The following is a 26738-nucleotide window of genomic DNA, read 5'->3' as shown; positions in this document are numbered from 1 at the left end:
GTCAAATCCCCCGCCGCCCCACGCAGCCCGAGGAGCGTGTCCCCGATGAAGGCAAACCTGCGGTCCAGCCGCCACCCAGTCGACCAGGTGCTGCCACCCGGCAAGCTCGCGGTGTACGGCGCCCAGCACGTGCTCGCGTTCTACGCCGGAGCGGTGATCGTACCGATCCTGCTCGCCAGCGCGATCGGGCTGAACACCCAGCAGCTGATCCACCTGATCAACGCGGACCTCTTCACCTGCGGGATCGCCTCGATCATCCAGTCCGTCGGGTTCTGGAAGGTCGGCGTCCGGCTACCGCTGCTGCAAGGCGTGACGTTCACCGCGGTCTCGCCGATGATCGCGATCGGCCTCGCGGCCGGTGGCGGTACCAACGGCCTGCTGGTGATCTACGGCTCGGTGCTGGTCGCCGGGCTGGCCACCTTCTTCATCGCGCCGTATTTCAGCAAGCTGATCCGGTTCTTCCCGCCGGTGGTGACCGGCTCGGTGATCACGATCATCGGTCTGGCGCTGCTGCCGGTCGCGGCCGGGGACGCGGTCGGCGGGGCGGGACCGACGGCGGCACCGACCAGCGGAAAGAACATGGCGTACGCGCTCGGCACGCTGGCGCTGATCGTGCTGATCCAGCGCGTGTTCAAGGGGTTCATGGCAACCATCGCGGTGCTGGTCGGTCTGGTGGTCGGGACGCTGGTCGCCTGGGCGTTCGGCGATGCGCACTTCGGGGCTGTGCACGACGCGGCCTGGGTCGGCGTGACGCAGCCGTTCTACTTCGGCTGGCCGAAGTTCTCGGTCGCCGCGATCATCTCGATGATCGTGGTCATGCTGATCACCGCCGTCGAGACCACCGGTGACGTGTTCGCGACCGGTGAGATCGTCGAGAAGCGGATCGGCCGCGACGACATCGCCCGGGCGCTGCGCGCCGACGGCCTGGCGACCACGATCGGCGGCGTCTTCAACTCGTTCCCGTACACCTGCTTCGCGGAGAACGTCGGCCTGGTCCGGCTGACCCGGATCCGCAGCCGCTGGGTGGTGGCGACGGCCGGGGCGATCATGATCCTGATCGGGCTGCTGCCGAAGGCCGGCGCGATCGTGGCCGGCGTACCGCACCCGGTGCTCGGCGGCGCGGCGCTGGCGATGTTCGCGACGGTGGCCGTGGTCGGGTTCCAGACACTGGCCAAAGTGGACTTCCACGACCACCGGAACGTGGTGATCGTCGCGACCAGCGTCGGGCTGGCGATGTACGTGACCGCGCAGCCCCAGGTGTCGCAGGCGGTACCGCACTGGGCCGAGATCATCTTCGGCAGCGGCATCACGCTCGGCAGCCTGACCGCGATCTTCCTGAACATCCTGTTCCATCACGTCGGCAAGAACTTCGGCCCGGCGGTCGCGGGCCAGCCCGGCGACTCGGTCCGGCTCGACCAGGTCAACCAGATGACGCGGGAGGAGTTCGTCGAGACGTTCGGCGGTCTGTTCCAGGGTCCGCGGTGGGCGGTCGAGCGGGCCTGGGAGATGCGGCCGTACGCCGACACGCACGCGCTGCGGCGGTCCTTCCAGGAGGCGTTGTTCTCCGGCTCGAAGGACGAGCAGCTCGAGCTGATCCGCGCGTACCCGCAGCTCGGTTCGCAGTTCGTCGCGGACGGGCTGAGCGGCGAGGCCTCGCTGCGGGACCAGTCCGACAAGGGGCTCACGTTCCTGGGTGATCCGGAGCGCGACGAGCTGACCGCGATCACGTCGGCGTACGAGGACCGGTTCGGGTTCCCGCTGGTGATCTCGGTGCGCGACGCCGAGTCGTACGAGCGGATCGTCGAGCAGGGGCGCGAGCGACTGGGGAACTGCGAGAACCAGGAGCACGCCGCCGCTCTGCTCGAGATCGCGAAGATCGCCGGCTACCGCTTCGACGACTACGTGTCCGACGCCAACCCGATCCACTCCGCGCGCACCCGATGGAGCACGAACCGATGACCACCCAAGCCCTCCGGGCTCCTGCACTGACCGTGAACGGCGACGTCACCCCGATCGGTGACGTCTCCGTCCACACCACCGTCCTCGACTGGCTCCGCGACCGCGGCCTGACCGGGGCCAAGGAGGGCTGCGCCGAAGGTGAATGCGGCGCCTGCTCGATCCTGGTCGCCCGGCCTGGTACTTCGTCCGCGACCGAGTGGACAGCCGTCAACGCCTGCCTCCTCCCGGTGGCCTCGCTGGACGGCCAAGAGGTGATCACCTCGGAGGGCCTCGGCACCACCGACGCCCTCCACCCCGTCCAACAGGAAATGGCCGTCCGAGGCGGCTCCCAGTGCGGCTTCTGCACCCCCGGCTTCATCTGCAGCATGGCGGCGGAGTACTACCGCCCGGACCGCACTGCGGTCGGAGCCGGGGCCGACGGGTGTGCGACTGCCGCCCCCCTCCTACCCGCCGGCGCAGCCGGCGGTGCGGACCACGAGCACGGGCCGAATGGGTTCGATCTCCACGCGTTGAGTGGAAATTTATGTCGGTGTACGGGCTATCGGCCGATCCGGGATGCGGCTTACGCGCTGGACGAGCCGACCGAGGACGACACCTTCGCCGTACGCCGCAACTCCCCACCGCCGGCCCCCGCACGCACCGGCATGGTCTCCCCCGAGGGCGAGTTCATCCGCCCCGCCTCGCTGGACCACGCACTGGCAGTTCTGGGTGAGCGGGAGGACGCGGTGGTAGTGGCTGGTTCGACCGACCTGGGTGTGCAGGTGAACATCTTCGGGTCGCGTCCGCAGCTGACCATCGCGATCGACCGCCTGGAGGAGCTGCGGGAGTTCAGCTTCGGCGCGGACGAGGTGCGGTTGGGCGCGGCGCTCACCTTGACGGAGATCGAGCGGCGGTTGGACGGTCGGGTGCCGTTGCTCGGCCAACTGTTCCCGCAGTTCGCCTCGCGGTTGATCCGCAACGGCGCGACGATCGGTGGGAACCTGGGCACCGGCTCACCGATCGGAGACACTCCCCCCGCCCTCCTGGCACTGGACGCGAAGCTGGTGCTGGCATCCAGCCGGCGTGAGCGGGTGGTTGCGTTGGCCGAGTACTTCACCGGGTACCGGCAGACTGTGAAGGCGCCGGACGAGCTGATCAGGACGATCATCATTCCGTTGCCCTTGGCACCGATCACCGCATTCCACAAGATCGCCAAGCGGCGGTTCGACGACATCTCCAGTGTCGCGGTCGGGTACGCCCTCGACGTCGCCGACGGTGTCGTCCGGGACGTGAAGATCGGCCTCGGCGGTGTCGCCGCCACCCCGTTGCGAGCGACCGCGACCGAGGCCGCTCTGATCGGTCAACCCTGGAACGAGACCACCGTTCGGACCGCCGCCGCGGTGATGGCGAGCGAGGGTACGCCGATGGACGATCACCGCGCGAGTTCGTCGTACCGCTCCGCGATGCTCGGTCAATCGTTGTTGCGCTTCTACTTCAAGGGGGTCGAGGCATGAGCCACCTGTCGGAGCGGCCGCTGCAGCCCGTGGTCGGCGTACCGATGCCGCACGAGAGTGCCGCACTGCACGTGACCGGAACCGCTTTGTATACAGACGATCTGGTGATGCGCACCCGTGACGTACTGCACGCCTGGCCGGTGCAGTCGCCGCACGCGCACGCGCGGATCACCGCACTCCGGGTGAAGCCGGCGTACGACGTACCCGGCGTGGTGCGCGTGCTGACCGCGGACGACGTACCGGGGGTCAACGACGCCGGCGTGAAGCACGACGAGCCGCTGTTCCCGAGCGAGGTGATGTTCAACGGGCATGCGGTCTGCTGGGTGCTCGGGGAAACACTGGAGGCTGCGCGCCTCGGAGCGTGTGCGATCGAGGTCGAGTACGAGCCGTTGCCGGCGTTGATCGGCGTGCGCGACGCGATCGACGCCGGGAGCTTCCAGGGCATCGGGCGGCACCTGGAGCGTGGCGACGTGGATGCGGCGCTGGCCGGTGCAGAGCATGTGTTCCGCGGCGAGTTCGAATTTTCCGGGCAGGAGCACTTCTACCTGGAGACACATTCTGCGTTGGCGCTGGTGGACGAGTACGGGCAGATCTTCGTGCAGTCGAGTACGCAGCATCCCTCGGAAACGCAGGAGATCGTTGCCCACGTCCTCGGCCTGGCCAGCCATTCGGTGACGGTGCAGTGTCTGCGAATGGGCGGCGGGTTCGGCGGCAAGGAGATGCAGCCGCACGGGTTCGCCGCCATCGCCGCGCTGGGCGCGACGCTGACCGGACGGCCGGTGCGGTTGCGGCTGAACCGGACGCAGGACCTGACCATGTCCGGCAAGCGGCACGGGTTCCACTCGTCGTGGACCGTCGGCTTCGGGGCCGATGGCAAGCTTGTCGCACTGGACGCGACCTTGACGGCGGACGGCGGGTGGAGCCTCGACCTGTCGGAGCCGGTGCTGGCGCGGGCGATGTGCCATATCGACAACGCGTACGAGATCCCGCACGTCCGCGTCGACGGGCAGATCGCGAGGACCAACAAGACCTCGCAGACCGCGTTCCGCGGGTTCGGCGGGCCGCAGGGCATGCTGGTGATCGAGGACATCCTCGGTCGCTGCGCGCCGCTGCTCGGGTACGACGCGGCGGAACTGCGGCGGCGGAACTTCTACCAGCCGGGCGACTCCACGCCGTACGGGCAACCGGTACGGCACGCGGACCGGCTCGAGTCGTGCTGGTCGCAGGTGCTCGCCGACGGCGACGTGGCGGCGCGGCAGGCGTCGGTGGCGGCCTTCAACGCGGCGCATGAGCATGTGAAGCGCGGGCTGGCGTTGACGCCGGTGAAGTTCGGGATCTCGTTCAACCTGACGGCGTTCAACCAGGCCGGCGCGTTGGTGCACGTGTACAAGGACGGGTCGGTCCTGATCAATCACGGTGGTACCGAGATGGGTCAGGGGCTGCACACGAAGATGTTGCAGGTCGCCGCGACCACGCTCGGCGTACCGCTGTCGCGGGTGCGGCTGGCGCCGACGCGGACCGACAAGGTGCCGAACACGTCCGCGACCGCGGCCTCATCGGGGGCCGACCTGAACGGGGCGGCGATCAAGAACGCCTGCGAGCAGATCCGCGAGCGGTTGGCGCAGGTTGCCGGCGGCAAGTTGGGGATCAGTCCACTGGATGTGCGGTTCGTGAACGGCGTCGTCCGCGGGCTGTCCGGGGACGGCGTCGACTGGAACGAGCTCGTCAACCTCGCGTATCACCAGCGGGTGCAGTTGTGGGCGGCCGGGTTCTACCGGACCGAGGGTCTGCACTGGGACGCGAACGCGATGCGCGGCGAGCCGTTCAAGTACTTCGCGTACGGCGTCGCGGCGTCGGAGGTCGAGGTCGACGGGTTCACCGGCGCGTACACGCTGCGCCGGGTCGACATCGTGCACGACGTCGGCGACAGCCTCAGCCCGCTGATCGACATCGGCCAGATCGAGGGCGGGTTCGTCCAGGGCGCCGGCTGGCTGACGCTCGAGGACCTTCGCTGGGACGCCAACACCGGCCGGCTGTCCACGCAGGCGGCCAGCACGTACAAACTCCCGAGCTTCTCCGAGATGCCGGAAGTCTTCAACGTCACCCTGCTCGAGAAGGCCCACGAGGAAGGCGCCGTCTACGGCTCCAAGGCAGTCGGCGAACCCCCACTCATGCTCGCTTTCTCCGTCCGCGAAGCGTTGCGGCAGGCAGCAGCCGCCTTCGGCCCCGCTGGTACCAGCGTGGATCTGCCGTCGCCGGCGACACCGGAGGCCGTCTATTGGGCGGTCGAGCGGGCGCGAGGGGGTGACTCATGGAGTGGGTGAAGGCCGTTCAACGTCTGCGCGCCCGGCGTGAGGCCGGGGTGATGGTGACTGTGCTTTCTGTGCGTGGACACGCGCCTCGGGAAGCTGGGGCGAAGATGGTTGTTGGTATGTCCAACGTTTGGGGAACTGTTGGCGGCGGCAACCTCGAGGCGTTGGGAGTCGAGCGTTCGCGGGAGATGATCACCGGCGGGGCGACAGCTCCTGAGGTGCTGACGGCGGCGTTGTCCGACAAAGCGCCGTACCAGCACGGGGTTCAGTGTTGTGGTGGTGAGGTGAAGTTGTTGCTCGAACCGTTGCCGGTGGTGCCTTCGGTGGCGATCTTCGGCGTGGGGCATGTCGGGCTCGAGCTGGCGCGGATCCTCGCGCGGCACGACCTCGAACTGCACCTCGTCGACTCGCGGGCCGACCAGCTGACGACCGAACGGCTCGGTGTGCTCGACGACGCGGTCGCGCAGGTGCACGTCCACAACGTTCCGGTGCTTCCCGAGCTGGTCGTCGGGGAGCTGCCACCCGGTACGCATGTCGTGATCATGACCCACGACCACGCCGAGGACGCCGCGCTCTGCGACGCCGCGATCCGCAACGACCAGCTGGCGACGATCGGGCTGATCGGGTCGAGCGCGAAGTGGACCCGGTTCCAGCGCAAGCTCGCCGAGGACGGCAACCCGCCCGAGGCGATCGCCCGGATCACGACTCCGATCGGCATCCCGAGCATCACCGGCAAGCAGCCGGCCGTGATCGCGGTCAGCGTCGCCGCCTGGCTCCTCGAACGCTTCACCACCCAGACCACCGAGGCGCAGCGCGTCTCGGACCGGACCGCCGGGGCGCAGCGCGCTTCGGACCAGACCACCGAGGCGCAGCGCGCCTCGGACCGGACCGCCGGGGCGCAGGGCGCCGCGGGCGAGTCTGCCGCGCGGCTTCCCGTGTCGGCTCGAACTGCCGAGCGCCGCCCCGCCTCGGCTCAGCGTAAGGCGCAAGCATGACTCTCTATCGTGGCACGTTCATCGACACCCCGGAGAACCCGTTCACGGGCGCCGGGCTGCGGGTCGACAGCGACGCCGGCCTGCTCGTCGAGGACGGGTTGATCGTTGCCCGCGGCCCGTACTCCGAACTCCGCCAGGCGCACCCCGCCGAGCAGGTCGTGGATCTCCGCGACGGCGTCGTACTGCCCGGATTCGTCGACACCCACGTGCACTTCCCGCAGATCCGCGCGGTCGGCGGCCTCGGCCTGCCGCTGCTCGAGTGGCTCGACCGGTACGCCCTCCCGGAGGAGGCGCGGATGGCCGACGTCACGTACGCGACCGGCGTCGCCACGGAGTTCGTCCGCGGACTCGCCGCGGCCGGTACGACGTCCGCGCTGGTCTTCGGCGCGCACTACGCGGATGCGGTCGACGCGCTCTTCACCGCCGCGTCGCAGGTCGGTCTGCGGATCACGTCCGGCCTGGTGCTGAGCGACCGCCTGCTCCGCCCGGAGCTGCTCACCACCCCGGTCCGCGCGTACGCCGAATCACTCGCGCTCGCGAACCGCTGGCACGGCGTCGGCCGCAACCGGTACGCCGTGACGCCGCGGTTCTCGCTGTCCTGCACCGACGACCTGCTCGCCACCTGCCGCGAACTGATGGACGCGATCCCCGGCGCGATGTTCACCTCGCACGTGAACGAGAACGAGGCCGAGATCGCGACGGTCGCCGACCTGTTCGGGGGCAGCGACTACGTGACCACGTACGATCGCCACGGCCTGGTGGACCGCCGTACCGTCCTCGCCCACAACGTGCACCCGACCGACGTCGAACTCAAGCTCCTCGGCACGAGCGGCGCCACGGTCGCCCACTGCCCGACGAGCAACGCGGCCCTCGGCAGCGGGCTCTTCCCGCTGACGCGACACCTGCAGTACGGCGTACGCGTGGCGCTCGGCTCCGACGTCGGCGCCGGTACGGGCTTCTCGCTGCTCAAGGAAGGCCTGCAGGCGTACTTCTGCCAGCAACTCCAAGGCGACCAGGGCCGCCCGCTCACCGCCGCCCACCTCCTCTACCTGGCCACCACCGCCGGCGCCGAGGCCCTGAACCTCCCGCAGGTAGGCCACCTCTCCGTAGGCCAACACTTCGACGCCCAACTCCTCCGCCCGGCCGAGGGCTCGCCCCTGGCGGTAGCGATCACCCACGCCGAAGACACCGAAGAAGCCCTCGCCCGAATCTTCACCCTGGGCACCCCCGCCGACGTCCAAGCCGTCTGGCTCAACGGCGACCTCCTCCACTGACCACCCCCGCCGGGGACCGGGAAGACGTCATTACCTCTTCCCGGTCCCCGGCGCCTCACCCCGGAGCGCGCGCCACAGGCGGGCGGCGGTTTTGTAGGGCTGCTCCAGGTCGGGCCACATCAGGCGAAGTACGCCGTACCCGCATTCGCGGAGCCGATCCTCGCGGCGCTTCTCCGCGAGTACGACGCTCACGCCGTCGGCGTACTTCAGCGCGCCGTCGAACTCGACCACCAGCGTCCCACCCAGGAGGAAGTCGACGCGTCCGACGAACAGCCCGTCCGCGTCATGGATCTCCACCTGCAGCCGCGGCCGTGGCAGACCGTGGTTCGCCATCAGTACGCGAAGGCGCGACTCACCGACCGAGTCACTCAGCCCGTCGGCGAACTCCACCGCGCGCCGCGCAGCCGGTATGCCCCGCCAGTGCTGGTGCCGTCGGACGACGTCTGCCAGCCGCTCGCGCGTCGTCAACTTCGCCCGAAGCGCCGCGTCGGCCAGCACCACGCCTACCTCGTACGACGACGAGCACGCCGTCTCCACGATCGCGCGCTCGCAGCTCATGACCTGCAGACCGTCGAGCTCGATGATCTCGTCGCCGTCCACCGCAGAACGATGCACCTGGAGCTCGCGGCCGGTGCGCGACTGCCCGTTGCCGATCCGAGTGAAGTGCGTCTTGGTCAGATCCGTGCCCCACACCGGCAGCCCGTGCAGCACCGCCGCCGACTGATGACTCACCACGACCGCACCGAGTCGCGTGCGTGTCATCCGAATACTGAGCCCATGCAGCCGGATCGCCCGATCCCACGGCGGCTCGTCGACCGGCCACGCGCGCGGGTCGACGTACGCGTTGAGGCTCATCCTGACCCACTGCCCACTGCGCACTCGCTGTCGCAGCTCGCTGTCACTGTAGCCCGCCGCCAGCGCATCCGGGCGCGTGAACCACCCGCCGCGCTCGGCCGCGATCACCGCCAGTCTCCTGTTCACGCCCAAGAAGATGCACGTGCCACACACCCTCCGAGCACACGATCATCCAACTGTGGATAAGCGCCGGGGACCCGAGAGACGTCAGTGCCGCTTCCAGGTCCCCAGGAACTCTTCCCGGTTAGCCGACCAGGGCGCTCTGGGTGCGCGCGACGTCCGCGGCCAGGGTGGTGGGGTCGGCGGTTTGGAGTTGCGCGTGTTCTACGACGGGGCGGCCGTTGGCGAGGAGTAGGGCCAGGGGTGGGGGTGTGGAGAGGGTCAGGGCTGCTATCGGATCGGGGATGCCGGCGTGGGGGAGGCCGGTCAGGTCCCACAGGGCCAGGTCGGCCAGTTTTCCGGGTTCGAGGGAGCCGATGTCGGCGGAGCGGTCCAGGATCTGGGCGCCGTCGAGAGTGGCCATTTCGAGGGCGGCGCGGACGGTCAGTGCTTGCGGGCCGCCGCGGGCGCGGGCGAACAGCAGGGCGTGGCGGAGTTCCTCGATCAGGCTGCCGGATTCGTTGCTGGCGGCACCGTCCACGCCGAGGCCGACGGGGGATCCGGCGGCACGGAGGTCGGCGGTACGGGCGATGCCGGCGCCGAGGCGGGCGTTCGAGCTGGGACAGTGGGCGACGCCGGTACCGGTACCGCCGAGGTGCTTGATCTCCGCGTCGTCGAAATGGATCCCATGCGCGAACCACACGTCCGGCCCGGTCCAGCCGAGCCGGTCGGCGTACTCGAGCGGCGTACACCCGTACGTCTCCCGGCACCACGCCGTCTCGTCCGTCGTCTCCGCGAGGTGTGTGTGCATCCGTACGCCGTGACGCCGGGCGAGCTCGGCCGACTCGCGCATCAGCTCACCGCTGACGCTGAACGGGGAACACGGCGCGACGACGATCTGCAGCATCGACCCAGGTGATGGGTCGTGCCAACGATCGATCGCGGCCTCGGTGGCGACCAGGATCTCGTCCCGATCTTCGACCACCGAGTCCGGCGGCAGGCCACCGTCCTTCTGACCGCGGTCCATCGACCCACGCGCGGGGTGGAACCGCAAGCCGATCTCACCAGCCGCTTGGATCTCCGCCGCGAGCAGATCCCCACCCGGGAAGACGTAATGGTGATCGGCGACCGTAGTACACCCGGTCAGCGCCAGCTGAGCCAAAGCCGCGCGCGCCGCGACATGCACGGTTTCCGGAGTGATCCGCGCCCAGACCGGGTACAACGTCGTCAACCACTCGAACAGCGTCGCGTCCGCAGCTAGCCCGCGCGTCACCCACTGGTACAGGTGCTGATGCGTGTTCACGAAGCCCGGTGTGACAAGGCATCCCGAGCCGTCGATGACCCGAGCACCCTCGTACGCCGGTGCGGGCCCGGGGCCGACGGCAACGATATGGTTGCCTTCGACAACGACGTGGCCGACGAACTCGCGCCGGGCCGGATCGAGGGTCGCCACGTAGGCGCCCTCGATCACGATCCGTTCCATCAGCAGAAGCCGGTGATGTTGACCCACGCACTGCCGGAGTCGCTGGCGTCGTCGCGGGTCACGGTGGCCTCGATCAGGCCGTACGGGCGGTCCGCGGCGATGAACACCTCACCCGGGTTCTCGACGCCGAACGGCGAGAGATCCACCAGGAAGTGGTGCTTGTTCGGCGCCGAGAACTTGATCTCGGCAACCTCCGGGTGCTCCTCGAGCACTGCCTTGCCCATGCCGTACAACGTCTGCTGCAGGGCGAGACTGTGGATCGTCGCGAACCGCGACAGCAGCAGCGCCTTGATCGCGTCGTACGACTTGTCCCAGTCGACCTCAGTGTGGTCGTACCGCCAGCGGGCGACCAGCGACGTCGCGAGAATCCGGTCGTTCGTCTCCGGCAGCGTCGTGTACTCGTCCTTCAAGAACCCGTGGAACTCCGACCCGGTCGACTTCAGCACGACGAGGTCGCTGATCCCGGAGACGACGTACGCCTTCCGGTCGGCGCCACGCCCGTCGATGTTGACGACCGTGTTCCGCACCCCGGCACCGCTGCGGACGAACGAGTGGTCGTGTTCCTGGCCGTCGACGAGAATCCGCTCCCAGGCGTACTCCTCGACCTCGATCCGGGCGCCGGACGCGGCCGGTGACGCCTCGAGGAACCGGTCGCCCAGCGTCAGCGCGTAGTCCTCGATCGCGCCGACACCCTTCTGTTTGGCAAACGCGAACGCGGTGTTCTTCTGCGTGTCGGTCGGCAGTACGCCGGCCTGGTCGCCGGTGGTGTGCGCGGCCTCGAAGTCGCCGCGGAGCGCGGTCGACACGTTCAGGTCGCGGATCTGGTGCCGCGGCGTGTCCCGGTAGATCCGGACGACGCGGTTCTCGGCTTTGCCGTACTGGTTGGCGCCCAGGTGGATGGCCATCGGGTCAGCTCCCTCGGTAGGTGGAAAACGCGAACGGGCTGAGCAGCAACGGGACGTGGTAGTGCCGCTCGTCGGCGACCGTGAAGGTCACGGAGACCTCGGGAAAGAAGATGTCCTCGCCGGTGCTCTCGGCGTACGTCGTGACGTCGAACCAGAGCCGGTACGTGCCGTGCTCGAGCCTGGGCGCGAGCTCGCCGATCCGGCCGTCCGCGTCCGTCGTACCGGTGGCCTCGACGATGTCACCGCGGTAGAGCCGTACGGGGACGCCCTGCGCCGGCCGCCCCAGCGCGGTGTCGAGAACGTGCGTCGACAAGCTGCTCATGACACCACCTTGCTCAAGCGGAGCAGCGCGATCTTGCGCAGCTCCTCGTGGACAGCCGCTGCCTCGGTCGCATCGTCGTGGGTGAGCCGCTCGCGCAGGCTGCTCAGCATCTGTTCCGCCGAGAGTCCGGTGGCACAGATCAGGAACACCCGGCCGAACCGGTCCTCGTACTCACGGTTGCCCTCGGCAAGTTCTTGCCGGACGTCGGCGTCGTCGCCGACCCCGGACTGCTCGGACCGGGACCAGGACGCCTCGGTACTCGCGCCCCGCGCCCGGTCGCCGATCCGCGGATGCGCCTGCAGGGCCCGATCGACCTCGTCGTCGTCGAGCTCCCGTAGTACCTGGTCGGCGAGCGCAGTCAGCGCGGCGAGGTCGCCGTACGGCCGCTTCGCGAGCACCGCTTCGACCCACCGGGGTACGTCGCAGCAGGCCGCCAGTGCCGGCCGCAACTGGTCGGTCGGAGTGGAGTTGAACTCCTCCAGGTCCACGATCACACCTTCTCGAATCCCGAAATCAACTTTCCGTATGACGAGAGCGTGACACTCGTCGGGCTTGTCGTCAACAGTTTGTTGAATTTCAGCGGGCGCGGTTCAGATAGTTGTAGACGGTGAAGCGCGTGACACCGAGCGCCTCGGCCACGATCTCCGCCGACTTCCGATACTCGAACGCACCCCGCGCCTCCAACAACAACACCGCCCGCTGCTTGTCGTGCCGCGACAACTCACGCAACGGACCCCCGAGCTCAGCAGCAACATCGGCCAGCAGCTTCTGCACACCTGCGCCAGCCGCAGGCGCGCCGCCTACGGCGGCGGGGTCGGGGTCGGTGGAGGCGGGAGCAGCCGGGGCCGCGTCGGTGGGGGCGGTGGACGTGGGGGCGGTGGACGTGGGGGCGGTGGACGTGGGGGCGGTGGACGTGGGGGCGGTGGACGTGGGGGCGGTGGACGTGGGGGCGGTGGACGTGGGGGCGGTGGACGTGGGGGCGGTGGACGTGGGGGCGGTGGACGTGGGGGCGGGGACGGTGGCGGCACCAGCGGCGGCGGAGGTGGAGGCGGGAGTGGCCGGGGCGGCGGTGGAGGTGGCTGGGGTGGTGGTGGGGGCGGGGGGTTGGGGTAGGCGGATGGCGATTACGGGCTGGCCGTCCCAGTGGAGGGGGACGTCGTTGGCCTGGGCGTCGGCTGGGGGGATGAGTTCGGCGTTCAGGCGTTCGATGAGGGGGGTGATCGCTTGGACGAGGGGGTGTTGGTCAGGCATCGCGGCGTACCTGGAGGGTTATCTGGCTCGCGCCGCCGGCGAACGCGGCCTCGAGCACCTTCGGGAGGGCGGGCAGCAGGATGTGCTGCTCGCCGCTGACCTGCGTACCGAGCGGGCCGAACTCGCAGTCGAGGCCGGCCGCCTCGGCCACCCGCAGCGCCTCGGTCGCGTGTGCGGGCGGCGAGCCCTCCACATCGAAGGGCTCGGTGGTGAACTCCGCAACAAGTCGCATACTGCGAGGCTAGACCGCCCGGCGCGCGAGCCGGGCAAGCTCGGTGGTGTCGAACTCGGCGGTGTCGATCGCGCCGCACTCGATGCCACGCAGCACGAAACCGGCCAGCGCGACGGCCGTCGCCGGCTCGTCGAGGTACCCGGACTCCCCGTGGCCGAGGTACGCGCGCAGCCGAAGCGCGGCCTGGTCGAGACCTTCCCGGTAGAACAGGTACGTCGCCGCGAACCGGGTCGGGAGCTGCGCCGGGTGCATGTCCCAGCCCTGGTAGATGCCGCGCGCGAGCGAACGCCGTACCAGCCGGAAATGCAGCGCCCAGGCGTCGTGGATCGCGTCGCCGACCGGGAGAACGTTGGTCGACCCATCGGATACGAACACGCCGGTACCGGCCGCGGCGAGCTGCATGATGTCCTTGGCGTGATCCGCGACCGGATGCTCCATGCTCTGGTACGCCGCGGCCACGCCGAGCGACGCGGAGTAGTCGTACGTGCCGTAGTGCAGCCCGGTGACCCGCGCGCCGCCGGCCTTGATCATCCGGGCGATCAGCGCCGTACCGTCCGCGCCGAGGATCGCCTGCGGGGTCTCGACCTGGATCTCGAACTTCAGCTCTGGTAACCCGTGCCGCTGCTCCAGGGTCTCGAGTACGTGGACCATCGCCGACACCTGCTCGACCGACGTCACCTTCGGCAGCGTGATGACGAACCCGTCGCCGGTCGTGCCCAGATGCTGGAGGAAGAGGTCGAGGGTCCGTACGCCGCGTCGCCTGGTCGGCGCCTCCAGCGACTTGATCCGCAGACCGTAGTACGGCGTCTGTTGGGCGACCTGCGCGGCGGCGATCGCGGCCGCGTCCTCCTCGTCGTCCGGGCGGTTGCCGTACCCGTCCTCGAAGTCGATCCGGAGATCCTCGATCGGCTCGCGCTCGAGCTTGCCGCGAACGCGGTCGTACACGTCGTCCGGGAGGTCGAGCTCTTTGGCGAACTCCGGATGCTCGTCGAGCGACTTCAGCGCCTGCGCACCCCAGTCCGCGACCGTGTTCTCGGCATAGCGGTCGGCCGGCACGTAGACGGTGTGGACGGGTTGCCGGACGCCGCGGTCTCCGCGGTAGTCGGCGGTCAGGGCTGCGTCGGCCGCTGCCAGCCGACGGTCGAGCTCGGTCACCAGGTCATCCACGTGCGGCCTCCTTTTCCGTATTGTGGAGACTAATATCTACCTTGTGGAAGACACAAGCATTCGGGGTTCCAGGATCTGGCGCTAAACTTCCGTGATCCGGAAAGGGTCCGGAACGGGGTCCGGGAAGGTGGAGGGTATGACGGACGCGAACGGCAAGGGCCGCACCGGCAGTGTGCAGTCGATCGAGCGCGCGTTCGGCCTGCTCGAGACGATGGCCGACGCCGGCGGCATGATGGGGTTGTCCCAGCTGGCCGCCGAGTCCGGGCTGCCGCTGCCGACGATCCACCGGCTGGTCCGCACGCTCGTCGACCTCGGGTACCTGCGGCAGGAGCCGTCCCGGCAGTACGTGCTCGGTCCGAAGCTGATCCGGCTCGGTGAGAGTTCGTCGCACATGCTCAGTGTGTTCGCCCGGCCGCACCTGGCGCGCCTCGTCGACGAGCTCGGCGAGTCCGCGAACATGGCGATGCTCGACGGCGACCAGATCGTCTACCTCGCGCAAGTGCCGTCCCGGCACTCGATGCGGATGTTCACCGAGGTCGGCCGCCGGGTCCTCCCGCACTGCACCGCGGTCGGCAAGGCGATCCTGGCCCAGTTCCCCGACGCCGAGGTCCGCGACCTGCTGCGCCGCACCGGCATGCCGCAGCACACCGGCAACACGATCACCACGCCCGACGCCTTCACCGCTCAACTCCAGCAGGCCGCCGCCGACGGGTTCGCGACCGACGAAGGCGAGCAGGAGGTAGGCGTCCGCTGCGTCGCGGTCGCCGTCCCCGACGCGCCGTCCCCGCTCGCGATCTCCATCTCCGGCCCGGCGGGCCGGATGACGGAGGATCTCGTCGACCGTGCCGTCCCGCTGCTCACCCAGGCCGCGAAGGCGCTGTCGACGGATCTGCGCTGAGCTACCCGATCGCCGGCTGAGCCGGCCCTCGGTCGGCCCTTCGACGCGCGCCGCACGTCGGGCGCGAAGTGCGCAGGGCTGCCCTGGGCACGTGTCACACGTCGGCCAGGCGTTCACGCTCACGGACCCCTGCGGACCGCGGCCGGGTCGTCGGAGGAGCGGCTCAGGCCGGGATCCGGCCCGGCGCCCAGAGTGAGCCGACGTCCTCACCCGCCGCATCGCGGCGCTGGAGATCGGCAAGGAACTCGACGAAGTCGTGCTCCGGACGCCAGCCGAGCAGCTCCGCCGCTTCGCTGAGATCGTGCTGCTCCACGCTCTGCGGCAGCTCGAGGGAGTGACGCTCGATCAGGGCCACGGCGCCCGGCAGCCGCGTCTCCGCCCACTCCGCACCTCGCGTAGCGAAGTCGGCCCGGACGTCCTCCGGCATCCCGTGGTCGCTGTGCACGATGGTGCGGAACACGTCGAAGCGCCGCCCGAGCGCGGCCTCGGTCGCGGCCACCGTCGCGGTGGCGACATCCCGTACGTCGACACCGTTGCGCAGCAGCCGCTCGCCCCAGCGCAGGTACGGCTCGGGCACGAAGCCGTGGTAGCGCAACAGTGCGACCGACGCCCCGGTGACCTCGTGGTACATCTTCATCAGGTCCTCGCCGAGCACCTTGGTGACGCTGTACACGCTGCCCCAGCCGTAGGCCATCGAGGACGCGAAGACGACGCTCTGGACACCGGCCGCCCGGCACGCCTGAAGCACGTTGAATGTGCCGTCGACGTTGACCGCGAAGATCGTCGCGTCGCTGACGCCCGGCCGGTGCGCGTTGTGCCAGGCCGCGAGGTGTACCACTGCGTCGCACCCGTCCACGGCGTCCAGTACGTCGGTCGGCGTCCGGGTGTCGCACCGCACGAACTCACCGATCCCCGCGTCCGCCGGGTCCGGTGCGGGGGCAACGTCCGCGCGGCGTACCTGATGCCCCGCCGCGGCGAGCCCGCGGGAGACCTCCCGTCCCGCGATGCCCGACGCACCTGTGACCAGGACTGTGCTCATGCCGACCCTCCAGATGGCTCGAAACCGGTCCGGAGCGACGCTACACAGCATCTCCACCGGACACCGCCGCACGCCGCGCGCCGCCCCGGGGGCTCCCGGACAGTGAGCGGACGCGGTCAGGGGGCGTAGGTGCGCCAGCGTTCGGTGAGGGTGTAGCCGAGGGACCGGTTGGCTTGCAGGCTGGCCTGGTTGGTGGCGGCTCCGCCGGTGCTGAAGCGGGTGATGCCGATGTCGAGGAAGGCGAGGATGGAGGCGGCCTTGACCGCCTGGCCGACGCCGCGGCGGCGGTACGGCGCCAGCACCGAGGTGAAGGCGGTGTCGCCGTGGCCTTCGTGTTCGCGGATCACCGTCGCACCGACCAGGCGATTGCCGTCGAAGGCGCCGAAGACGCGGTGCTCCGACCACAGCTCCCGGACCTTCGCGAGATCGCCGACCTCGCGGCGCGTCGCCGGCGTGTCCGGGTAGTCCGGCTGGTTGGTCGTCTCGAGCTCGTGCAGCGCGGACGCGGACTCCGGCCCGAGCTCACGGACGGTCAGCCCGCCGGCGGTAGCCCGTCGTACCGCCGACTCCAGCAGGTCGCGGTCAGGGTCGTACAACCGGACCGCCCAGGACTCGGCGACCACGCGGTACCCGGCTGCTTCGAGCTCGGCGCACCGCGGGTCGCCTTCCTGGACGATCTCGTAGTCACCCACCAGGCGATTGTCAGCCCAGTTTGCGCAGCAACGGAAGAACGTCCTCGGTGAACTGGGTCAGGAACCGCTCCTGGTCGTTCCCCGGACCGTGAACGACGAAGTGGTTGAAGCCGGCGTCCGCGTACGGCTGGAGCTGCTTGAGCGCCTCCTCCGGGTCCGACGCGACGATCCACCGCTTCGCGACCTGCTCGATCGGCAGCTCGTCGGCGAGCCGCTCCATCTCGGTCGCGCTGGTGACGCTGTGCTTCTGCTCCGCGGTCAGCGACAGCGGCGCCCAGAACCGGGTGTTCTCCAGCGCCAGCTCCGGGTCGCGGTCGTAGGAGATCTTCACCTCGAGCATCCGGTCGACGTCCTCGAACGTCTTCCCGGCCTTCTCGGCGCCTTCCTTGACGGCCGGGATCAGCTGCTCGGTGTACAGCTCCATGCCCTTGCCCGACGTCGCGATGAACCCGTCACCGGCGCGTCCGGCGTACCGCGCGACGAGCGGCCCGCCCGCGGCGACGTACACCTTCAGCGGGGTCTCGGGGCGGTCGTAGATGAACGCGTCGACGGTCTTGTAGTACGGACCCTCGGAGCTGACGCCGTCCTTCGTCCACAGGTCGCGGATCAGCTGTACGGCCTCCCGCAGGCGGGCGAACCGCTCCTTGAACTCGGGCCACTCACGCCCGGAGACGGCGATCTCGTTCAGTGCCTCGCCGGTGCCGACGCCGAGCATCACCCGCCCCGGGTAGAGCACGCCCATCGTGGCGAACGCCTGCGCGATCACCGCCGGGTTGTAGCGGAACGTCGGTGTCAGTACCGACGTACCCAGCTGCACCCGCTCGGTCCGCTCGCCCACCGCCGCCATCCAGGCCAGGGCGAACGGCGCGTGCCCGCCCTCGTGCCGCCACGGCAGGAAGTGGTCCGACACGGTCACGCTGTCGAGTCCCAGCTGCTCGGCCCGAACGGAGTACTCCACCAGGTCTCGCGGCCCGAACTGCTCGGCCGACGCCTTGTATCCGACCCGAATGCTCACCCTGTGCTCCAAACGTCGTCTGCGCGTACTCCGGAAACAACCGCGTCCAGGTCCGACTTTATGCCGCGTCGTTGTTTGACTCCCGCTGTGGGGCTCGGCGAAGATGTTGCTCCGGCGCGGCCCGCGCCGCACCTTCGTCGACCGGCCCCAGCTCGGTCACACCGCTGCAAGCGAGAAGGCAAAGGGACTTCCTGTCTCGGGCCGCTCGTCCTGGTCAGCCGCCTCGGACGGATCGCTGGGGGATCGCGTACGAGTGCGTGGAAGGCCAGATGACAGCGCACAGGAACTTCAAACAGCGGGTCCGTGCCCGCGCCGCGAAAACCGGCGAGTCCTACACGGCTGCCCTCCGGCACTTCCGTCCGACTCCCCAAGGAGAACCAGACATGCCGGAATTCGTACGGATCGCCACGACCCAGTCGACGGTCCGCGAAGACCCCACCGACGCCACCCTGCTGCGGCAGAGCGGCGACGAGGTCCGCACCCTGATGCGGGAGGCCGCGGCAGCGGGCGCCCGCCTGGTGCATTTCACCGAGGGAGCGATCTGCTTCCCGAGCAAGCGGGTGATGTCGTCCACCGGCCCGGACGAGATCGGCCCGTCCGACTGGACCAAGGCCGACTGGACCGCACTGCAGTCCGAACTCGACCAGATCGCCGCGCTCTCCCGCGAGCTCGGCCTCTGGACCGTGATCCCGTCCGTGCACCAGGTGCCCGACGCCCGGCCGCACAACAGCATGTACGTCGTGTCCGACCAGGGAAAGGTCGTCGCCCGGTACGACGAACGCATGCTCTCCACCACGAAGGTCACCTGGATGTACTCCACCGGCAAGCATCCGGTGACGTTCGAGGTCGACGGGGTCCGGATCGGGCTCGCGCTCGGGCTGGACGTGCTGTTCCCGGAGCTGTTCACGGAGTACGACCGGCTGGGGACGGACCTCGTACTGGTCTCGTACGCCAGCGCCACCGGCCGGAACGACCACATCGACGTCCAGGTCCGCGGAGCGGCCGCGAACAACACGTGCTGGATCAGCCTGGCCGCAACCGGCAACAACCCGGACGGTGGCCTCGTGTCCGGGGTAGCCGGCCCGCGCGGCGAGTGGCTGACGCAGTGCGCGGCAGACGGTACGCCGTCGGTCGCGGTCGCTGAGCTGCACACCGACGAACTCACCACGATCGGCCGCGACTTCCGCAGCCGCACCCGCGAGCGCGTCAACTCGTAGGCCCTCACAGGTTCGGGTGCTGACGCGTTCTATCTGCATGAACAGGCACGCGGTGGTCAGCACCCGGATCGGGGAGCTCACGGTGGTGGTGTCGGACGGCGAACTCGTGGGGATCTACTTTCCGCATCACTGGGTGAAGCCTTCGGCGGAGACGTTGGGCGAGCAGGCTTCTGATCCGTTGATCGCCCGCGTCGTCGCGCAGTTGGAGGAGTATTTCGACGGGCGGCGGGTCGCCTTCGAGCTGCCGGTGCGGCTGGAGGGGGATGCGTTCCAGCGGCGGGTGTGGGCGGTGCTCGAGGAGATCCCGTACGGCGAGAGGACGACGTACGGGGAGATCGCCCAACGTCTCGGGGAACCGGCGCAGGCTGTGGGGAAAGCAGTCGGGCAGAACCCGGTGTCGATCGTCGTCCCGTGTCACCGGGTGATCGGGAAGAACGGCTCGCTCACCGGGTACGCCGGCGGACTGCAGCGCAAGCAGTTCCTCCTCGACCTGGAGGAGCCGGTCGGCGCGCGGTTGTTCTGAGAGGCGGACGTGCAACACTCACCAACCTCCGTCCGCAGCCGGCTCGGCGGCGTGGCTAAGCGTGCCGTCGCGCGGGGCGGAGGAGTTGGTGAGTGGCGGGCGTCCGCCCGTCAGCTCAGGTCGCCGACCTGTTCGGCGTACCAGTCGAGTTCGGTGAGGTGTTCGGCGATCTGGCGCAGCGTCCAGTTCGGGCTGCGGTCCTTGTCCCACTCGGCCGGGTCGAGGGCGGCGTACCGCAGCACGAACGTCCGGCCCAGCCGGCGCAGCCGCTGCTCGGCCTCGCGGACGTCCTCGACGGTGAACGGCGCCAGGTCCGCGGCCGACGTGAGCGCGCTCGCGTGCCACTCGTCGGGCTGCGTCGGTACGCCGGCCAGCAACGCCTCGACCTCCGCCAGGTGATCGATCATGTGGTCCGCGATCCGGCGCACCGCCTTGTGCGGCGTGAACGTACGGTCGTCGTCGGAGGTGCGCGGTACGCCGTCCCACGCCGGCCACGTCGAGACCAGCTTCAGCGAACGCTCGACGGCTTGGTCGACGAGTTCTCCCGGGTTCTGTGTCATAGCGCCGACGGTAAGCCCGTCACACTTCGGTGGCGGCCGAACTGATCCCGAGGCGGCGCGCGAGCCCTTCGGCGTCGTACGGGGCCCGCACCTTGACGTCGTTGTCGAAGTACACGTAGGTGTCGGTCTTCCACGAGCGGATCTTGCGGGCCCAGTGGTCGAGGGCCTTGGCGTCGTACCCGCTGACGTAGAGCTCCTCGGCGCCGTGGAGTCGCACGTACGCGAAGTCGGCGGTGACATCGCCGAACATCGGCCACTTGCCGGCGGTGTCCGCGCAGACCACGGCGATGTCGTGCTCGCGGGCCAGCGCGATGAAGTCGGTGGTCTTGAAGCTGTCGTGGCGTACTTCGAGCGCGTGCCGCAGCGGCTGGTCGACCCGGGCCTCCAGCAGCGCGCGGCCCTCCATCCGTTCGTCGTGCCGCTTCGCGAGCTCGGCCGCGGCGATCGTTGTCCGGGGCAACCGATCGAAGAAGTCCGCGAGCCGGGCGGCGTCGTACTGGAAGTTGGGCGGGAGCTGCCACAGGATCGGGCCGAGCTTGTTGCCCAGTGCAAACACACCGGAGGCGAAGAAGTTCGCCAGCGGGGCGTCCACGTCGGCCAGCCGTTTGAGGTGCGTGACGAAGCGCGGGCCCTTGACCGCGAAGACGAATCCGTCGGGCGTTTCGTCGTACCAGCGCTGGTACGACGTGGGGCGCTGCAGCGAGTAGAAGGAGCCGTTGATCTCGATCGAGTTGAGCCGGGACGAGGCGTATTCGAGCTCGGCGCGCTGCGGGAGGCCGTCGGGGTAGTAGTCCTTGCGCCACGGCGGATAGCGCCAGCCCGAGATCCCGACGCGAAATTGGGTGTCCGGCCAGTGCCTCATCCCTCGATTATTGACCCTGTGCAGATCGACCGCGGTGCGTATCCGGACGCGCGGACCCCTTGGGACGACCCGTCCTGGCGTTCCTCGGCGCTGGGATGGCTGGATGATGAGTTGCTTCGGATCGGCGTACGGGAGGTCGGGCCGCGGCAGGTTCGGGTACGGCCTTGGTCGGTGATCGTGCGGGTCGCGGCGGCTGAGCCGGTGTGGTTCAAGGCGGCGGCGCCTGGGGCTGCTTTCGAGGCCGGGTTGGGTGCGGCGCTGTCGTCTTGGGCGCCCCAGCACGTGCTGACGCCGTACGCCGTTGACGCCGCGCGCGGGTGGTCGCTGCTGCCGTCCGGCGGGCCGTTGTTGCGGGCGCTGCCGCCTGGTCCGGGTGAGTGGGAGCAGGCGTTGACGCAGTACGCCTCGCTGCAGCGGGCCGTCGTACCGCGGGTGGAGGAGTTGCTGCGGCTCGGCGTACCTGATGCTCGGGAGCCGGTCGCGCTCTTCGACTCGGCGATCTCGTCGTTGACTTCGGAGGCACGGGCGCGGTTGGTGGACCTGCGGCCGCGGTTGGTCGGGTGGTGGGAGGAGTTGGCGGCGGTCGGCGTACCGGATTCGCTGGATCATGCAGATCTGCATGACGGGCAGATTCTGGTGGCCGGCGAGGGGCGGTACACGTTCTTCGACTGGGGCGATGCGAACGTGGGGCATCCGTTCTTCAGCCTGCTGGTCACGCTGGAGCGGGCGGCCTCGCTGGATGGGGCCGAGGTTGTCGCGCGGCTCGAGGACGCGTACCTGGACGCGTGGACCGAGGACGGCCACACGCTGCACGACCTGCGGCGCGCGGCGTCGCTTGCCCGGCGCCTCAGTCACCTCACCCGCGCGGGCTCCTGGAGCCGCCTCTTCCCCACGGCCGCCCACCTCGGCGACCCCGAGCGGGCGGCGGCGCTTCTCCGGCTGCTGTAACCGTCAGGTGGGGATCATCTTCGGCCACCACGGCGGGACGTTGCCCGGGCAAATACCGGGGGAACCGGCCGGGGTGCCCTGCCAGGAGAACAGCGCGAGGTCGGCGATCGCGATCGCGATACAGGCCGCGAGCAGCGAGAACAGGAACGCCTTCCCGGCGTACCGGAAGACGATGGTGAACAGGACCAGGTTGACGATCAACGCGATCGGTACGCCGAGGAACAGCAGCGTCAACCCGTTCGGCACGCTCCCGGTGACATCCACCCGGCACGCCTTCCATGCCCGCGAGGTCATCACGATCAACCCGAACGCCGCCCCACCCCCGACCACCACCGCAAGGAACGACTCACCCTTGCTCCCCTTCGCAGCAAACGCCATAGGCATCACCGTAAGTGATCCCCAGCGTCACTTCACCCCGACTCAGCCCCCAACCACCTCAAGAACCCACTCGGCGACCTGAGCGGGCGGGGCATCAGCGGATACAAGACGAGCGCCATACCTCGCGTTGTCCAGATCAGCCTGCGCCTGCCAGCCGAGCACTCTCGCGCGCTCCTCCGCACTCGACCCGAAACTCCCGCGCGCTCGAAGCCGTCGTTCGAGGGTTGCCGGGTCCGCCGTCAGGTGGACCACCTGGTCGAACAGGTCCCAGATCTCGTCCTCGTTACCCACCGTCCCCGAGATGAAGGTGATGCCGACGGCTGGGGTAAGCCGTCGCACGGTCTCGGGCGGCAGGCGGTACGTGTGCTCGGCGTACCACCTGTCGTCGCGGTCGTCCGGCATCGGCACCTCGGCCCCGGATGCGTTCTCGTACCACCGGGCCAGCCCGTCCACGTCAACGTCGTACACCGTGAACCCGCGGCGGCTGAGCTCCTGCCCAACCGTCGTCTTCCCGACACCCGAGGTGCCGGTCAGGTAGACAAGCGGCATCAGCCGATCACCCCGACGAGCCGCCTAACCACCAGAGAACCGTACCCATGGCCGCCACCCCAGCCATCGCCGGACAGCGCGTTCTGGCGGGTCAGGTCCTCGGTGTGCCGGTGGTGATTTGGATTCGGCGGGATCTGGCCGTGGCTGGTTTGGGGGCCCGGATGATCAGGACGCCGTCCTTGAGGTCGGCGGTGATCTGGTCGGTGACGACGTCGCCGGGCAGGGTGATGCTGTGGTGGAACTCCCCGACGCGACGGGTCTGCTGCCGTAGGAAACCTTTGCGTTCGCGGTGTTTGACTTCGCCGTGGACGGTCAGCCGACGATCGCTGGACTCCAGGGTGAGGTCGTCGGGCGAGACGCCGGGGAGGTCGATCTCCACGATGTACGCGTCGTCGGTCTCCTCGAGGTCGACGGGGAACGACGACCACCCGGAGCGATCGATCGTGCCGAACGACTGTGCCAGCTGGTCCATCCGCCGCCAGATGTCCTCGAAATCGGCGGCCAGCTCCGACGGCAACCACCGAACCGGCCGGCTGTCCGTACCGGCGGGCTCGCTGAGGTGGTTCCTGCTGCGACGCAGTGTAGGAAGTGCGCTCGGCTTCTTCATATCGCATCAACCTCCTTCAACCATTGACGTTTCCAGTTGTGCTCGGCCGTGGTGGCGTACGGGAGTGAAGTGATCAGCGACCAGGTCAGCGCGACGAGGACAGGGGTCGCGGCGCTCAGCAGGACCGTTGCGGCGCCACGTACCCAGTCGGACGGACCGGTTTGCAGCATGCCGCCGATCGTCAGGACGAACGCCGTGTTGGTCACCCCGGCGGCGAGCGTTGCGAGGCAGGCTTTCGTGATCAGGTCGCCGGTCCAGCCGGATTCCGTGGCGGCGATCAGGATGCCACCGAGCGCTCCGGCAAGGATGGGCAGGCTGTACGCCGCGGCGAGCAGAACCCGGCCGGGAGTGGTGATCAGGTACAGCGCGTCGAAGACGACCGCGACGCCTGCCAGAGCTGCCACGTAGTTGAGGACCGACTGCCGAAATGCCGCTGTGTCCAGATGTACGAGATCCTTCATTCTCTCTTCCACGGGATGGTGCCGTGGCGTCCCGCCGGGCGCCACGGCTGGGTGCGTGCGTGAGGGTAGGGGTTGCCGACGCCGGTCCGGCGCGCAGCGTCCCAGGGAGGGAAAGCGTGCCTCGATCGGAGGCGGTGGCCTGGTACGCCGGACCGGGTGGCCGGAGGTGGCCCGGCCCGCTCACATCCCCTCTGACGGGCGAGCCGGACCGGCCTCGGTCAGGCGCTGATCTGCTGGCGTCCGCCGGTGATCTCGATCTTGCGAGGCTTGGCCTGCTCCGCGACCGGGATCCGCAGCCTCAGCACACCGTCGACGTAGCTTGCCTCGATGTGTTCGGTGTCCAGGTTGTCGCCGAGGACCAGCTCTCGGGTGAACACACCGTGGGGCCGTTCGGAGAACTGCACCTGGCCGCCCTCGTCCACGTGCGGGGACCGGCGCTCGGCCTTGACCGTGATCACGTTGCGCTCGACGCTCAGGTCGATACTGTCCGGGTCGACACCCGGCAGGTCGAAGGCGACCAGGAACTCATCGCCTGAACGGTAGGCGTCCATCGGCATCACCGACGGCCTGGTCCACGTCCCGGTCGCCGTCCCGGTGAGCTGTCGGGCCAGCTGGTCGAACACCTGGAACGGATCAGTACGAATCATCATTGTCGTCACCTCCAACGTTGACTGTGGTGTTCGAGCTCCTGCCGGAGCTTCTATCTTGTGCAACGGTCATCGACTCGTTGACATTCCCAAATGTCGTCGATCCGATGACAAATTTCAAGTCTGCCTGTCGCCGACCTTGGCGAGGGCGTTGTCGAGCCAGGGCCGCAGGGCCGACGCCGGCGCGGCGCCCACCTGCCGGGCGACGGGTTGCCCGGCGTTGAGCACAATCAGCGTCGGGATCGCCTGGACGTCGAAGCGCCGGGACACGACCGGAGCGAGGTCGGCGTTGACCTTCACCAGCTTGAGGTCACCGGCCTTCTCCGTGGCCAACTGCTCCAGCACCGGGCTGACCATGCGGCACGGCCCGCACCACGGAGCCCAGACGTCGACCAGCACCGGGACGGTGGCCTGCTCCGCAACCGTCGCGAAGTCGTCGTCGCCCGCATCGACGATCCACGGCAGCGCCGCGTGGCAATTGCCGCACTGCGGTCTGCCGGCTGCGACCGCGGGGACGCGGTTGCGACGCCCGCAGTTGGGACAGGTGGTGATACGCGCACCGCTCTGGTCGTGACTCATCGCCGTCGCCTCCGCTCGCCGTCCCCTGCACCGTAACCCCTGCAACCCACTGGATCCGCCCGGTCGTCAGGTCCTCGGGCGCAGCCACAGCATGGTGGTGACGGGATCTCCTTGGTCGGCCGGTACGACCACCAGTTGGTGGGGGTCTTCGTAGAGGACCCGGCCGGGCGACGGGGAGGTGTAGCGGCGGCAGGGAACATTGTGGGCCGCGAGGATCTCGAGATAGCCGGGGATCGGTTCGAAAAGGTGATGCGCGGTGGGCTTGAACCAGGAGGCGGCGTCCGGGTTGTCCGCGTAGATGGAGGGGTCAACGGTGGACGGATTGATGTACGTCGCGTCGTACCACGCATTCGTCGTACGCCGAAACCGCTCCTCGTCACCACTCAGGTACCCGCGATTCGAGAGCATGTTCACCAGCCCGAACACCCCAACCCGCCGCCCCCACCGATCCGGAAAAGGACACTGATACCTGACATACACAACCCCAACCTAACCGTCGGCGGACCGCCTATGCCCGGAGGTCAGCCTGAGGTCTTGCTCGGGCAGTTTGTCAGGCTCTTCATTTAAGGTACGGCGAGGAATCGGGCGATCTTGTTGACGTAGCGGTCGGTCTCCTCTGCGTTCGGGAAGTGGGCGCTGTTCTCGAAGACGTGCAGTTCGGCGCGCGGTAGTCGAGTTACCAGATCGCGCGGGCCGTCGACGCCGGCGTTGCGGTCCCAGAGGCCGATCAGGACCAGTACCGGGAGGTCCAGCTCGGCCAACTCGTCGACGAGCGATACGGCGCGCACCGGTTCCTCGGCCAGCGCCGCCGACATCGCGCCGGTGTTGACGAGCCCGCTCTCCGCCCACAATTCCCGGATCCGCTGCGCCACGGCCGGCTGGTGGAACAGGAACCGATCGGTCGTCTCCCGATCAACAACGTCCCACACCGCACTCGGCCCCGACCGCTCGACCGCGACGCGGATCGCCGTGCGCATGGCGTCGTCCGCAGCGACCGCCTCGAACCCCGACGGCCACGGGGACGGACGGGACCGCTCGGCCAAACCCGTGCCCTGAAGGATCAGCCCGTCGACACGCTCCGGATGCACAACGGCGAATTCCGCCGCGAGATCACCTCCGAACGAGATCCCGAGCAACACCATCCGCTCGATCCGGAGCTCGCGCCGCAACTGTTCCAGATCATCGACGAGCAGCTCGATCGAGTACTTCCCGTCGTACGGCGAATCGCTCCGGCCCGACCCCCGCTGCTCGTAGTACACAACCGGCCCGAGCCGCTCCAACGCCGGCCCGGTCAACCGCTCGAAGTCGTAGACGAACCCGCCCGGCCCTCCATGGACTACGACCAGCGGTGTCGCCGCCCCCAGCTCGCCGACGACCCGCACCCAATGCCGAATCCCGTTGACCACAATGTCCACC

The 26738-nt window shown here is 69.1% G+C and carries 30 protein-coding genes; 9 read left to right on the top strand and 21 right to left on the bottom strand.

The genetic code is table 11. The features are described from left to right. Positions 1 to 45 precede the first annotated feature (45 nt). The 5 genes from uraD (FB475_RS17105) to guaD are packed head-to-tail and all read left to right on the top strand — an operon-like array spanning position 46 to position 8033. Positions 46 to 1959 (top strand): 2-oxo-4-hydroxy-4-carboxy-5-ureidoimidazoline decarboxylase, encoded by a 1914-nt coding sequence (uraD, locus tag FB475_RS17105; RefSeq protein WP_141857170.1) that lies wholly within the window; start codon positions 46 to 48, stop codon positions 1957 to 1959. Further along, positions 1956 to 3452: a xanthine dehydrogenase small subunit gene (locus FB475_RS17100; protein WP_141857168.1), complete on the top strand. Its 1497-nt coding sequence runs from the start codon at positions 1956 to 1958 to the stop codon at positions 3450 to 3452. Before uraD (FB475_RS17105) ends, FB475_RS17100 begins: the two co-directional genes overlap by 4 nt. Then, positions 3449 to 5776 (top strand): xanthine dehydrogenase molybdopterin binding subunit, encoded by a 2328-nt coding sequence (xdhB, locus tag FB475_RS17095; RefSeq protein WP_141857166.1) that lies wholly within the window; start codon positions 3449 to 3451, stop codon positions 5774 to 5776. The genes FB475_RS17100 and xdhB overlap by 4 nt, the downstream gene beginning before the upstream one ends. Then, complete coding sequence (gene xdhC, locus FB475_RS17090) at positions 5764 to 6759, top strand: xanthine dehydrogenase accessory protein XdhC (RefSeq protein WP_141857164.1); 996 nt, start codon at positions 5764 to 5766, stop codon at positions 6757 to 6759. Before xdhB ends, xdhC begins: the two co-directional genes overlap by 13 nt. Then, positions 6756 to 8033 carry a guanine deaminase gene (guaD, locus tag FB475_RS17085; protein WP_141857162.1) on the top strand — a complete coding sequence of 426 codons (1278 nt, stop codon included), beginning with the start codon at positions 6756 to 6758 and terminating at the stop codon, positions 8031 to 8033. The genes xdhC and guaD overlap by 4 nt, the downstream gene beginning before the upstream one ends. A 30-nt stretch (positions 8034 to 8063) precedes the next feature. Here guaD and FB475_RS17080 read toward each other — a convergent pair whose 3' ends face one another. The 8 genes from FB475_RS17080 to FB475_RS17045 form a co-directional block, all read right to left on the bottom strand. Further along, positions 8064 to 9014 (bottom strand): type IV toxin-antitoxin system AbiEi family antitoxin domain-containing protein, encoded by a 951-nt coding sequence (locus FB475_RS17080; protein WP_141857160.1) that lies wholly within the window; start codon positions 9012 to 9014, stop codon positions 8064 to 8066. A gap of 118 nt (positions 9015 to 9132) precedes the next feature. Continuing rightward, positions 9133 to 10470 carry an 8-oxoguanine deaminase gene (locus FB475_RS17075; RefSeq protein WP_141857158.1) on the bottom strand — a complete coding sequence of 446 codons (1338 nt, stop codon included), beginning with the start codon at positions 10468 to 10470 and terminating at the stop codon, positions 9133 to 9135. After that, complete coding sequence (gene pucL / locus FB475_RS17070; RefSeq protein ID WP_141857156.1) at positions 10470 to 11375, bottom strand: factor-independent urate hydroxylase; 906 nt, start codon at positions 11373 to 11375, stop codon at positions 10470 to 10472. Before pucL ends, FB475_RS17075 begins: the two co-directional genes overlap by 1 nt. A gap of 4 nt (positions 11376 to 11379) precedes the next feature. Beyond that, a complete protein-coding gene (uraH, locus tag FB475_RS17065) occupies positions 11380 to 11697 on the bottom strand; it encodes a hydroxyisourate hydrolase (RefSeq protein ID WP_141857154.1) in 318 nt (105 codons plus the stop codon). After that, entirely contained in the window at positions 11694 to 12185 is a 492-nt protein-coding gene (uraD, locus tag FB475_RS17060) for a 2-oxo-4-hydroxy-4-carboxy-5-ureidoimidazoline decarboxylase (protein ID WP_141857152.1), read from the bottom strand. Before uraD (FB475_RS17060) ends, uraH begins: the two co-directional genes overlap by 4 nt. A gap of 88 nt (positions 12186 to 12273) precedes the next feature. Then, a complete protein-coding gene (locus tag FB475_RS38115; RefSeq protein WP_141857150.1) occupies positions 12274 to 12948 on the bottom strand; it encodes a helix-turn-helix domain-containing protein in 675 nt (224 codons plus the stop codon). Beyond that, positions 12941 to 13180, bottom strand: a complete 240-nt coding sequence (locus FB475_RS17050) for a thiamine-binding protein (protein ID WP_141857148.1) — start codon at positions 13178 to 13180, stop codon at positions 12941 to 12943. The genes FB475_RS38115 and FB475_RS17050 overlap by 8 nt, the downstream gene beginning before the upstream one ends. A 9-nt stretch (positions 13181 to 13189) precedes the next feature. After that, positions 13190 to 14347 (bottom strand): DUF6986 family protein, encoded by a 1158-nt coding sequence (locus tag FB475_RS17045; RefSeq protein WP_238332190.1) that lies wholly within the window; start codon positions 14345 to 14347, stop codon positions 13190 to 13192. Positions 14348 to 14483: 136 nt separating this feature from the next. Here FB475_RS17045 and FB475_RS17040 point away from each other — a divergent pair, with 136 nt between their 5' ends. After that, positions 14484 to 15245: an IclR family transcriptional regulator gene (locus FB475_RS17040; protein ID WP_141857144.1), complete on the top strand. Its 762-nt coding sequence runs from the start codon at positions 14484 to 14486 to the stop codon at positions 15243 to 15245. 163 nt (positions 15246 to 15408) lie between these two features. On the opposite strand, the gene FB475_RS17035 is transcribed toward FB475_RS17040, so the two are convergent. The 3 genes from FB475_RS17035 to fgd form a co-directional block, all read right to left on the bottom strand. Further along, positions 15409 to 16284 (bottom strand): NAD-dependent epimerase/dehydratase family protein, encoded by an 876-nt coding sequence (locus tag FB475_RS17035; RefSeq protein WP_141857143.1) that lies wholly within the window; start codon positions 16282 to 16284, stop codon positions 15409 to 15411. A 116-nt stretch (positions 16285 to 16400) separates the two neighbouring features. Further along, positions 16401 to 16976 (bottom strand): GNAT family N-acetyltransferase, encoded by a 576-nt coding sequence (locus FB475_RS17030; protein WP_141857141.1) that lies wholly within the window; start codon positions 16974 to 16976, stop codon positions 16401 to 16403. A gap of 10 nt (positions 16977 to 16986) precedes the next feature. After that, positions 16987 to 17991 carry a glucose-6-phosphate dehydrogenase (coenzyme-F420) gene (gene fgd, locus FB475_RS17025; RefSeq protein ID WP_141857139.1) on the bottom strand — a complete coding sequence of 335 codons (1005 nt, stop codon included), beginning with the start codon at positions 17989 to 17991 and terminating at the stop codon, positions 16987 to 16989. A 383-nt stretch (positions 17992 to 18374) separates the two neighbouring features. On the opposite strand from fgd, the gene FB475_RS17020 reads away from it, so the two are divergent. Both FB475_RS17020 and FB475_RS17015 read left to right on the top strand, forming a co-directional pair. Beyond that, positions 18375 to 19208: a carbon-nitrogen hydrolase family protein gene (locus FB475_RS17020; protein ID WP_141857137.1), complete on the top strand. Its 834-nt coding sequence runs from the start codon at positions 18375 to 18377 to the stop codon at positions 19206 to 19208. A 37-nt stretch (positions 19209 to 19245) separates the two neighbouring features. Further along, positions 19246 to 19731 carry a methylated-DNA--[protein]-cysteine S-methyltransferase gene (locus FB475_RS17015; protein WP_141857135.1) on the top strand — a complete coding sequence of 162 codons (486 nt, stop codon included), beginning with the start codon at positions 19246 to 19248 and terminating at the stop codon, positions 19729 to 19731. A gap of 110 nt (positions 19732 to 19841) precedes the next feature. Here FB475_RS17015 and FB475_RS17010 read toward each other — a convergent pair whose 3' ends face one another. Then, entirely contained in the window at positions 19842 to 20291 is a 450-nt protein-coding gene (locus FB475_RS17010) for a hypothetical protein (protein ID WP_141857133.1), read from the bottom strand. Between the two features lie 19 nt (positions 20292 to 20310). Further along, positions 20311 to 21153, bottom strand: coding sequence for a DUF72 domain-containing protein (locus FB475_RS17005; protein ID WP_141857131.1), 843 nt, complete (start codon positions 21151 to 21153; stop codon positions 20311 to 20313). Between the two features lie 18 nt (positions 21154 to 21171). On the opposite strand from FB475_RS17005, the gene FB475_RS17000 reads away from it, so the two are divergent. Then, positions 21172 to 22101: a phosphotransferase gene (locus FB475_RS17000; RefSeq protein ID WP_141857129.1), complete on the top strand. Its 930-nt coding sequence runs from the start codon at positions 21172 to 21174 to the stop codon at positions 22099 to 22101. Between the two features lie 3 nt (positions 22102 to 22104). On the opposite strand, the gene FB475_RS16995 is transcribed toward FB475_RS17000, so the two are convergent. From FB475_RS16995 to FB475_RS16960, 8 genes are all read right to left on the bottom strand, one after another. Beyond that, the gene (locus tag FB475_RS16995; RefSeq protein ID WP_141857127.1) at positions 22105 to 22479 is read right to left on the bottom strand and encodes a hypothetical protein; all 375 of its coding nucleotides are present in this window, start codon (positions 22477 to 22479) and stop codon (positions 22105 to 22107) included. A gap of 42 nt (positions 22480 to 22521) precedes the next feature. Further along, positions 22522 to 23028 (bottom strand): AAA family ATPase, encoded by a 507-nt coding sequence (locus FB475_RS16990; RefSeq protein ID WP_141857125.1) that lies wholly within the window; start codon positions 23026 to 23028, stop codon positions 22522 to 22524. Between the two features lie 91 nt (positions 23029 to 23119). After that, positions 23120 to 23635, bottom strand: coding sequence for an Hsp20/alpha crystallin family protein (locus tag FB475_RS16985; protein WP_185759279.1), 516 nt, complete (start codon positions 23633 to 23635; stop codon positions 23120 to 23122). Continuing rightward, a complete protein-coding gene (locus tag FB475_RS16980) occupies positions 23632 to 24096 on the bottom strand; it encodes a hypothetical protein (protein WP_141857123.1) in 465 nt (154 codons plus the stop codon). Before FB475_RS16980 ends, FB475_RS16985 begins: the two co-directional genes overlap by 4 nt. 218 nt (positions 24097 to 24314) lie before the next feature. Continuing rightward, positions 24315 to 24746 (bottom strand): Hsp20/alpha crystallin family protein, encoded by a 432-nt coding sequence (locus tag FB475_RS16975; RefSeq protein ID WP_141857121.1) that lies wholly within the window; start codon positions 24744 to 24746, stop codon positions 24315 to 24317. 114 nt (positions 24747 to 24860) lie between these two features. Further along, on the bottom strand, positions 24861 to 25322 hold the full coding sequence (gene trxA / locus FB475_RS16970; protein WP_141857119.1) for a thioredoxin: 462 nt from the start codon (positions 25320 to 25322) through the stop codon (positions 24861 to 24863). Between the two features lie 66 nt (positions 25323 to 25388). Then, positions 25389 to 25730 carry a hypothetical protein gene (locus FB475_RS16965; protein WP_202878354.1) on the bottom strand — a complete coding sequence of 114 codons (342 nt, stop codon included), beginning with the start codon at positions 25728 to 25730 and terminating at the stop codon, positions 25389 to 25391. A gap of 155 nt (positions 25731 to 25885) precedes the next feature. Continuing rightward, positions 25886 to 26737, bottom strand: a complete 852-nt coding sequence (locus tag FB475_RS16960) for an alpha/beta fold hydrolase (protein WP_185759278.1) — start codon at positions 26735 to 26737, stop codon at positions 25886 to 25888. Position 26738: the final 1 nt, after the last annotated feature.

This window comes from Kribbella jejuensis (assembly GCF_006715085.1).
In the GTDB taxonomy this organism is placed as follows: Bacteria; Actinomycetota; Actinomycetes; order Propionibacteriales; family Kribbellaceae; genus Kribbella; species Kribbella jejuensis.
Note: the sequence above shows the minus strand (reverse complement) of the source record. Positions and strands in the feature narration are given on the sequence as shown.

Coding starts and splice junctions, on each gene's coding strand:
- trxA (WP_141857119.1), bottom strand. CDS start 25,322: ATGAGTCACGACCAGAGCGGTGCGCGTATCACCACCTGTCCCAACTGC.
- FB475_RS17075 (WP_141857158.1), bottom strand. CDS start 10,470: ATGGAACGGATCGTGATCGAGGGCGCCTACGTGGCGACCCTCGATCCG.
- FB475_RS16965 (WP_202878354.1), bottom strand. CDS start 25,730: ATGCTCTCGAATCGCGGGTACCTGAGTGGTGACGAGGAGCGGTTTCGG.
- FB475_RS17050 (WP_141857148.1), bottom strand. CDS start 13,180: ATGCGACTTGTTGCGGAGTTCACCACCGAGCCCTTCGATGTGGAGGGC.
- FB475_RS17005 (WP_141857131.1), bottom strand. CDS start 21,153: ATGAGGCACTGGCCGGACACCCAATTTCGCGTCGGGATCTCGGGCTGG.
- FB475_RS16985 (WP_185759279.1), bottom strand. CDS start 23,635: ATGAAGAAGCCGAGCGCACTTCCTACACTGCGTCGCAGCAGGAACCAC.
- xdhC (WP_141857164.1), top strand. CDS start 5,764: ATGGAGTGGGTGAAGGCCGTTCAACGTCTGCGCGCCCGGCGTGAGGCC.
- FB475_RS17010 (WP_141857133.1), bottom strand. CDS start 20,291: ATGACACAGAACCCGGGAGAACTCGTCGACCAAGCCGTCGAGCGTTCG.
- FB475_RS17040 (WP_141857144.1), top strand. CDS start 14,484: ATGACGGACGCGAACGGCAAGGGCCGCACCGGCAGTGTGCAGTCGATC.
- FB475_RS16980 (WP_141857123.1), bottom strand. CDS start 24,096: ATGAAGGATCTCGTACATCTGGACACAGCGGCATTTCGGCAGTCGGTC.
- uraD (WP_141857170.1), top strand. CDS start 46: ATGAAGGCAAACCTGCGGTCCAGCCGCCACCCAGTCGACCAGGTGCTG.
- FB475_RS38115 (WP_141857150.1), bottom strand. CDS start 12,948: ATGCCTGACCAACACCCCCTCGTCCAAGCGATCACCCCCCTCATCGAA.
- FB475_RS17020 (WP_141857137.1), top strand. CDS start 18,375: ATGCCGGAATTCGTACGGATCGCCACGACCCAGTCGACGGTCCGCGAA.
- FB475_RS16995 (WP_141857127.1), bottom strand. CDS start 22,479: ATGGCGTTTGCTGCGAAGGGGAGCAAGGGTGAGTCGTTCCTTGCGGTG.
- FB475_RS17100 (WP_141857168.1), top strand. CDS start 1,956: ATGACCACCCAAGCCCTCCGGGCTCCTGCACTGACCGTGAACGGCGAC.
- guaD (WP_141857162.1), top strand. CDS start 6,756: ATGACTCTCTATCGTGGCACGTTCATCGACACCCCGGAGAACCCGTTC.
- xdhB (WP_141857166.1), top strand. CDS start 3,449: ATGAGCCACCTGTCGGAGCGGCCGCTGCAGCCCGTGGTCGGCGTACCG.
- uraH (WP_141857154.1), bottom strand. CDS start 11,697: ATGAGCAGCTTGTCGACGCACGTTCTCGACACCGCGCTGGGGCGGCCG.
- FB475_RS17035 (WP_141857143.1), bottom strand. CDS start 16,284: ATGAGCACAGTCCTGGTCACAGGTGCGTCGGGCATCGCGGGACGGGAG.
- pucL (WP_141857156.1), bottom strand. CDS start 11,375: ATGGCCATCCACCTGGGCGCCAACCAGTACGGCAAAGCCGAGAACCGC.
- FB475_RS17015 (WP_141857135.1), top strand. CDS start 19,246: ATGAACAGGCACGCGGTGGTCAGCACCCGGATCGGGGAGCTCACGGTG.
- FB475_RS16975 (WP_141857121.1), bottom strand. CDS start 24,746: ATGATGATTCGTACTGATCCGTTCCAGGTGTTCGACCAGCTGGCCCGA.
- FB475_RS16990 (WP_141857125.1), bottom strand. CDS start 23,028: ATGCCGCTTGTCTACCTGACCGGCACCTCGGGTGTCGGGAAGACGACG.